This window comes from Deinococcus sp., assembly GCF_030523985.1.
GTDB lineage: Bacteria > Deinococcota > Deinococci > Deinococcales > Deinococcaceae > Deinococcus.
This window is the reverse complement of the sequence record NZ_JAUNHK010000022.1, coordinates 24,930-31,485: the sequence shown is the minus strand read 5'-3', so window position 1 is coordinate 31,485 and position 6,556 is coordinate 24,930. Positions and strand designations below refer to the sequence as shown.

Genomic DNA, 6,556 nt, shown 5'->3' with positions numbered 1-6,556 from the left:
CAATCTTCGCTTCGCACCTTCCGCCTCAACTGTCAACCCCTAATCGCCGTAAAAACTTGAGCTAGATAGACTGGTTGGTCACACGTCCCAAATGGTCAAAACACCGAGTCAGCCCAGAAAAGCGAAAACCCCGCGCTAGGCGGGGCTTTTTTCTGGTGCACCCGACAGGAGTCGAACCTGTGGCCTGCCCCTTAGGAGGGGGCCGCTCTATCCAACTGAGCTACGGGTGCGTTGCACGGGCACACGCTGGTGCGCCGGGCAGTATAGCAAGCTTGTTCAAATCCCGTAGACCCGCCGGGTGTTCGCGTCGGTGGCCTGTTCCAGGGTGGCCGCGTCCATGCCGCGCAGGGCCGCCACGAATTCCAGGGTGTGGCGCACGTAGCCGGGGCGGTTGGGTTTGCCCCGCTTGGGCACCGGAGCCAGAAAAGGGGCGTCCGTTTCCAGCAGCAGGCGGTCGAGCGGCACAGTGCGGGCGGCAGCCTGAATCTCTGCGGCGTTCTTGTAAGTGGTGTTGCCCGCAAAACCGAAATAGGCACCGCGTTCCAGCCCGAAGGCCAGCAGGCCCGCGTGTCCGCTGAAGCAGTGCAGAATCACCTGTACGTCGGGCCAGTCGCGCAGGGTGTCTATCACGCCCCGGTGGGCCGAGTCCTGACCAGCCTTGTCACGGGTGTGAATGACCAGCGGCTTCCCCGTACGCTGGGCGAGGTCGAGCTGCCATTCGAAAGCAGCCTGCTGCGCTGGACGCTGGGTGTCGTCCCAGTAGTCGTCCAGACCGCTCTCCCCCAGTCCCACCACACGGGGATGGTCGAGCCACGACTCGATGGCGGCGCGGGTTTCGGGCGAGTCCTGCCCGGCGTCGGTGGGGTGCAAACCGACCGTCGCCCACACGTCGTCAAACCGTTCGGCCAGGGCCACAGCGTTGCGGGCATGTTCCGGGCTGGCCCCGATGCAGACCATCCCCGTCAGGCCGAGTTCCCCGCGTGCCGAGGCCGGGTCTTCGAGGTAATCGAGGTGGGTGTGGGAATCGAACATGGGAGACAGGGTACGGCGTCCCCAGGCAGAAAGAAGAAAAAGAGGAGCAGCCGCTGGGGCTGCCCGCTCTCTTCAAAGCCGTTTTACTTGATGGTCACGCGGAAACAGACCGTCCCCGTTTCGCCCGCGAGGACTTTGCCAAGGTCTATGGTCATGGTCCCCTGGCCGAACGCGCCGCCGGAGGTACTCAGGGTGCCCACGTCGTCACCGGCGGCGCTCGTCAGATAAGAGGTCGTGCCCCCGCGCACCAGCCGGACACCGAAGCCGGTGGCGGTGCTGGGTTCGTCGGCGTCGTAGGCGGTCGTCAGCGCCACGGTATTGCCTGGAACGTGATCGGTCATGGTGAAGTTGGGCAGGTCGGCTCCTCCGTAATTCTTGAAGTCGACGCAGTAGGCCAGGACTTCACCGGGAAGCCCAGCGCTCGACGTGCTGAATTCCCCGCCCCTGGTAACGTTCCGGACAGACTTCAGCAGTTGCACGTACACCATATTCGTGGTGGCCGAGGAAGAATTGTTGCTCTGCTGCGGGTCGGCGTTGCTGGCGCTCACACTGGCCGTATTGGTCAGGCTGCGGGCCGCCGGGGTCCCCGCCAGTGTGGTCTCACCGGGCGCTTTCGTGGTGACCGTAATGGTCTGGGTGCCGTTCACGTCCAGGTTGCCCAGCGTCCAGGTCAGGGTCTGACCGGTGACAGTCGCCGCTGGCGTACTGCTCACGTAGGTCAGGTGGTCGGGCAGGGTGTCGGTGACGGTCACGCCGGTAGCCGCCTGCGGACCGGCATTGGTCACGGTCAGGGTGTAGGTCACGGTTTCGCCGGGCTTGGCGTAGGCCGAACCAGTTTTCGTGATGCCCAGATCGGCGTTGTTGCCGACTGCGGTGGTAAAGCTGCTGCTGTTGTTTGGGGTGTTGGTGTCGCTCACGCTGCTGGGCGCACTGACGCGGGCCGTGTTGGTCAGGTCGCCCACCGCCGTCGCTGTGCCGGTGACCTTGAGGGTCACGTAGTCCACGTCTGGACCTTCGGCTGCGTTGCTGTCCACCGGCAGGTCGGCACTCAGGCTAATGTTGTTGCCGCTCCCGGACGCTGTTCCACAGGTGGCACCCCCCGCGCCCACACACGTCCAGGTCACGTTCGTCAGGCTACTGGGCACCGTGTCCGTGATGGTCGCGCCAGTCGCCGGGTTCGGTCCCTGGTTCCAGACCTTGATGGTGTAGGTGACCGTGCCGTTCAGGTTGGCCTGTTCCGGACCGACTTTCCGGATCTCAAGGTCCGCCAGCGGAATGACACTGTCGGTATCGCTAGCACTGTTGTTGGCCGCCGTGCCGTCCGTCACGTCGCTGGGGGCCGTGATGGTCGCCGTGTTGGTCAGCGAGCCCGTCGCAGTGCGGTTGACCGTACCCGCCACGCTGTACGTGAGCGTGCCGCCAGCAGGCAAGGTCGCGATGGTCTGGCTGATGTTGTTGCCGCTGCCGCTGTCAGCGGGGCACACCGCTCCGTTCGATGCCGTGCAGGTCCAGCTCACGGCGAGGAGCGTACTGGGAACCGTGTCGGCAAAGACCGCGCCGCTCACGTCGCTGGGACCGTTGTTCTTCACGACGATGGTGTACGTGGTGCGTTCCCCGGCCACGATGCTGGTCTTGCCGTCGTCCTTGGTGATGCTCAGGTCGGCTGACCGCGCGAGCGACGTGGTGACCGCGCTGCTGGTGTTGTTGGCGGTGTTCGGCTCGAATACGCTACTCGGCGCGCTCACGGTCGCCACATTGTTCAGGGTACCGGTCAGGCTGCTGGGAACCGTCCCCGTCACCCTGATTTCCACGCTGCCGCCGCTGGGCAGAGTAGAAATGCTGCCAGTCACGTAATTGCTGGTGGGGGGGTTTTGGGTGTCGTCGCTGCCCACCGTGACCGTGCAGCCACTCGCGCCGCCCGTGGGGCTCTGGCAGGTGGCGGTCACACCCGTCAGCAACTGCGACACCTGATCGGCGAAGGTCGTACCGTTCGCTGCGCTGGGGCCGTTGTTGGTGATTTTCAGCACGTAGCTGATCTGCGTCCCCGGAGCCGCGCTCGCCGGGCCAGTCTTGGTGATCTGTACGTCGGCGCTGGGGGTGACGGTGGTGCTCGCTGCCGTCGCCGTGTTGTTGCTGGTGTCGTTGTCGGCGGCAGCCGGACCGTTCACCGTCGCGGTAGCGCTGTTTTGGAAGCTGCCAGTGGCCCCGGCTTTGCCGTTGACCGTGATGGTCACGTAGTTGGTGTCGGGGCCAGTGGTCGTGCTGGCATCTACCGGCAGGGCACCCAGGTTCAGGCTGATGCTGTTCCCGCTCCCACTGGTGGTCGTGCCGCAGGAGGCCGTGCCGGTGGGCGCACAGCTCCAGGTCACGCCCGTCAGGTTGGGCACGGTATCGGTCACGGTCACGTCGCCCGCGTTCAGGGCCGTGTTGCCGTTGTTCCAGACCCGGATCTGGTAAGACACGTCCTGCCCCTGCGCGGCGCTGGTGGTGCCTGTCTTGCTGATGGCGACGTCGGCCACGCGGCCCGCCGTGATGGTTGCCGTCGAAGTGTTGTCCGCCGTCTTCATATCGACGTAAGAGGCGTCATTAATAACAACGCTGGCCGTATTGTCAATGATTCCCGCTGCGCTGGCCGTCCCTCTCACTGTGATTTGGATATAGCGGGTTGTTCCGTCTGCACCCATTTTAACGTTGGGCAGAACAATATTGTTTCCCGTGCCGCTCTTATCGTCGTTAGAGTTATCGATGCCAAATGCACCTGCCGCTGAGCCATCCGTAGTATCACAATCGTAATACCAGTCGCCAGGCGCAGCACCGTAGTTGTTATAGGAAATACATGCCCATGAAACATTAGTCAGGCTACTCGGGACGATATCTGTAATCGTCACCTTTTCAGGGTTGGTTCCTTTGAGGCTGTTGTTGTAGACGTTGATGGTATAGGTCACCAATTCGCCCACGTTGTAGCTCGTCTTGTTGGCAGTCTTGACGATCTGCAGGTCGGCCTGGGTGCCGATAAGGGTCTTCTGACTGCTGCTGTTGTTAGCACTGTTGGTGTCGGTGTAACCGCTGGGTGCCGCAACGGTCGCAGTGTTGGTGATGTCGGCCCCGCTGCCCGCCTTGGCATTCACGGTCAGGGTCACGTAGTTGGTGTCGGCGGTGCTCGGGCTGCCGGTATCCACGGCGAGGTTGCCCAGGGTCAGATTGATGGTGTTGCCGGTGCCATTCGTCACACTGCCGCACGACGCCGTGCCTGTGGCCGCACAGCTCCAAGTCACACTGGACAGGGCGCTGGGCACGGTGTCCCTCAGGACTGCTCCACTCACGGCGCTGGTCCCGTTGTTCCAGACCCTGATGGTGTAGCTGACGTTGCCGTTGATGGCTGCCGTTGCCGTCCCGGTCTTTTGAATCGCCACATCGGCCACCGGCTGGATGCTGCTGGTCACGCTGGAGCTGTTGTTGGCACTGCTGCTGTCGTTGTAGCCGCTGGGTGCCGTGACCGTGGCCGTGTTGGTGATGCTGCCCGTTGCGCCCGTCGCAGTACCGGTCACGGTAAACGTCACGTAGTTGGTGTCGGCGGTGGTGGTGCTGCCGGTGTCCACGGCGAGGTTGCCCAGGGTGGTGTTGATGGTGTTGCCGCTGCCCGACGCGGTTCCGCAGGTGCTGGAGCCGGTGGCGGCGCAGCTCCAGGTCACGCCGGTCAGGTTGCCCGGCACCGCATCAGCGAAGGTTGCGCCACTGACGGCACTGGGGCCGTTGTTCCAGACCCTGATGGTATAGGTGACCTTGCCGCCTTGCCCCACCGTGGGTGCGTCCACCGTTTTGGCGGCGGCCAGATCGACCACCGGGTAGACGGTCGTGGTGGCACTGCTGCTGTCGTTGCTGCTGTTGGTGTCGCTATAACCGCTCGGGAAAGCGAGGCTGGCGGTGTTGGTCATGCTGCCCGCCGTGCTGGCCTTGCCGGTGACGGTGATGGTGACGAAGTTGGTGTCGGCAGTGGCCGTGGCGCCGCCGTCGACAGGCAAATTGGCCTTCAGGCTGATGCTGTTGCCGGTGCCCGAGGCCGTTCCGCAGCTCGCCGTACCCGTCCTGGCACAGCTCCACTGCACGTTCGTCAGGCCGCTCGGCACGGCGTCGTTGATGGTGATCCCGTTGGCGGCGCTGGGGCCGTTGTTCCAGACCCTCAGGGTGTAGGTGACGGTGCCGTTCTGGCTGATCGTGGCCGGTCCAGTTTTCTGAATGGCAGCGTCAATGGTGCCCGTCGCGGTGAAGGTGGCCGAGGTGCTGCTCGCCGCGCCGCTGGATGTGTTCAGGCCACCCGTGCTGGTTCCAGCGGCAATGGTGTTGGTATAGGTGCCGGGGTTGTTGACGGTGACATCGACCGCGATGGTGCAGGAGCCAGGATTAATCCGTGCGCCGTCGTTGAGACTGATGCTGGTGCTGCCCGCAGAGGCGGTAACGGTGTTACCGCTCGCCGCCGTGCAGGTGTTGCTCAGGTTGGGGGTGCTGGCGACCGTCATGCCGCTGGGCAGGGTGTCTCTGAGGGCCTGGTACAGGAAAATCGGACCGCTGTTGGGGTTGTTCAGGGTGAGCGTCAGGCGGGTGGTGGCCGGGACGGTGCTCGCGCTGGTCGGCGAAAAGCTCTTGGCGATGGTGGGCGCGACTGGTGGGGGCTGCGTACAGGCCGTCATGTCCAGCAGGCTGGAACCGCTGTAGTCGGTAATCAGTGTCAGCACCCCGTTTGAGGGGTTCAACGACATGTACTGCGGGTTGCCGTTGGGGTCTTGCCGGGTGATGTACATCGTGCCGGAGATGGGATTGATGGCGAGGCCCGTTACGGCGGCAGAGGTGTTCGCTGTGTTCATCGACGAGCCGTTGTAGGTCAGCGTGACGGGCGATGTCATGGCACCCGACGAAAGGTCGACCTTCCACAGCCTGGGCGTGCTGTTGGTCTCGGCAATGACATAAGCCTGCCCCGACGAGTCGAAGACGATGTCACCGTTGGTGCTGTTCAGCGTGTAGTTGTATCCCCCGGACGTGTAATACAGCTGCGAGACATAGATCAGGGCAGACCTGGCCGGATCGTACCTGAAGATGTACCCTAGACTGGTGTACACCCAATAGGTGCTGTTGCTGTCGACCGCCCCACCTACGATCACCCCGTAGTTGTTGTTGAAACTGCCCATGTAGCTGGTCAGCGGGTAGGAGGTTCCGTTGTACTGCCAGTACAGCACCTTGCGGGTCGTCGCGCCGCTCAGAACGTCGTAAGTCCCGATGTATCCCGTATCGCGCTCGATGTAATACATCCTGTTGCTGTTCACTTCCACAGCCAGCGCGTTGGCCTCGGGCGACTGGGTGGTGAACTGCAGGTAGTTGGCACCCGTCGTGGGGTTGAGGGCATAAATCGCATTGTTGCCGCCACTTGTTTGCGCGGCCAGCGAATAGACGGCGGTACAGTAACTCGCAGCCTGAGCGGAGTTAAATCCCATCAAGGAAAGCAGTGATGCGGCACCAAGCCAAAGACGAT

The 6,556-nt window shown here is 63.2% G+C and carries 2 protein-coding genes and 1 tRNA gene; all 3 read right to left on the bottom strand.

What is annotated here, in order from left to right; translation table 11 throughout:
* Window positions 1-153: 153 nt before the first annotated feature.
* A tRNA-Arg gene (locus Q4C89_RS05335) sits at window positions 154-230 on the bottom strand.
* 46 nt (window positions 231-276) lie between these two features.
* Window positions 277-1,032 carry a TatD family hydrolase gene (locus Q4C89_RS05330; RefSeq protein ID WP_303101569.1) on the bottom strand — a complete coding sequence of 252 codons (756 nt, stop codon included), beginning with the start codon at window positions 1,030-1,032 and terminating at the stop codon, window positions 277-279.
* Between the two features lie 83 nt (window positions 1,033-1,115).
* Complete coding sequence (locus Q4C89_RS05325) at window positions 1,116-6,518, bottom strand: S-layer family protein (RefSeq protein ID WP_303101568.1); 5,403 nt, start codon at window positions 6,516-6,518, stop codon at window positions 1,116-1,118.
* Between the last annotated feature and the right edge of the window lie 38 nt (window positions 6,519-6,556).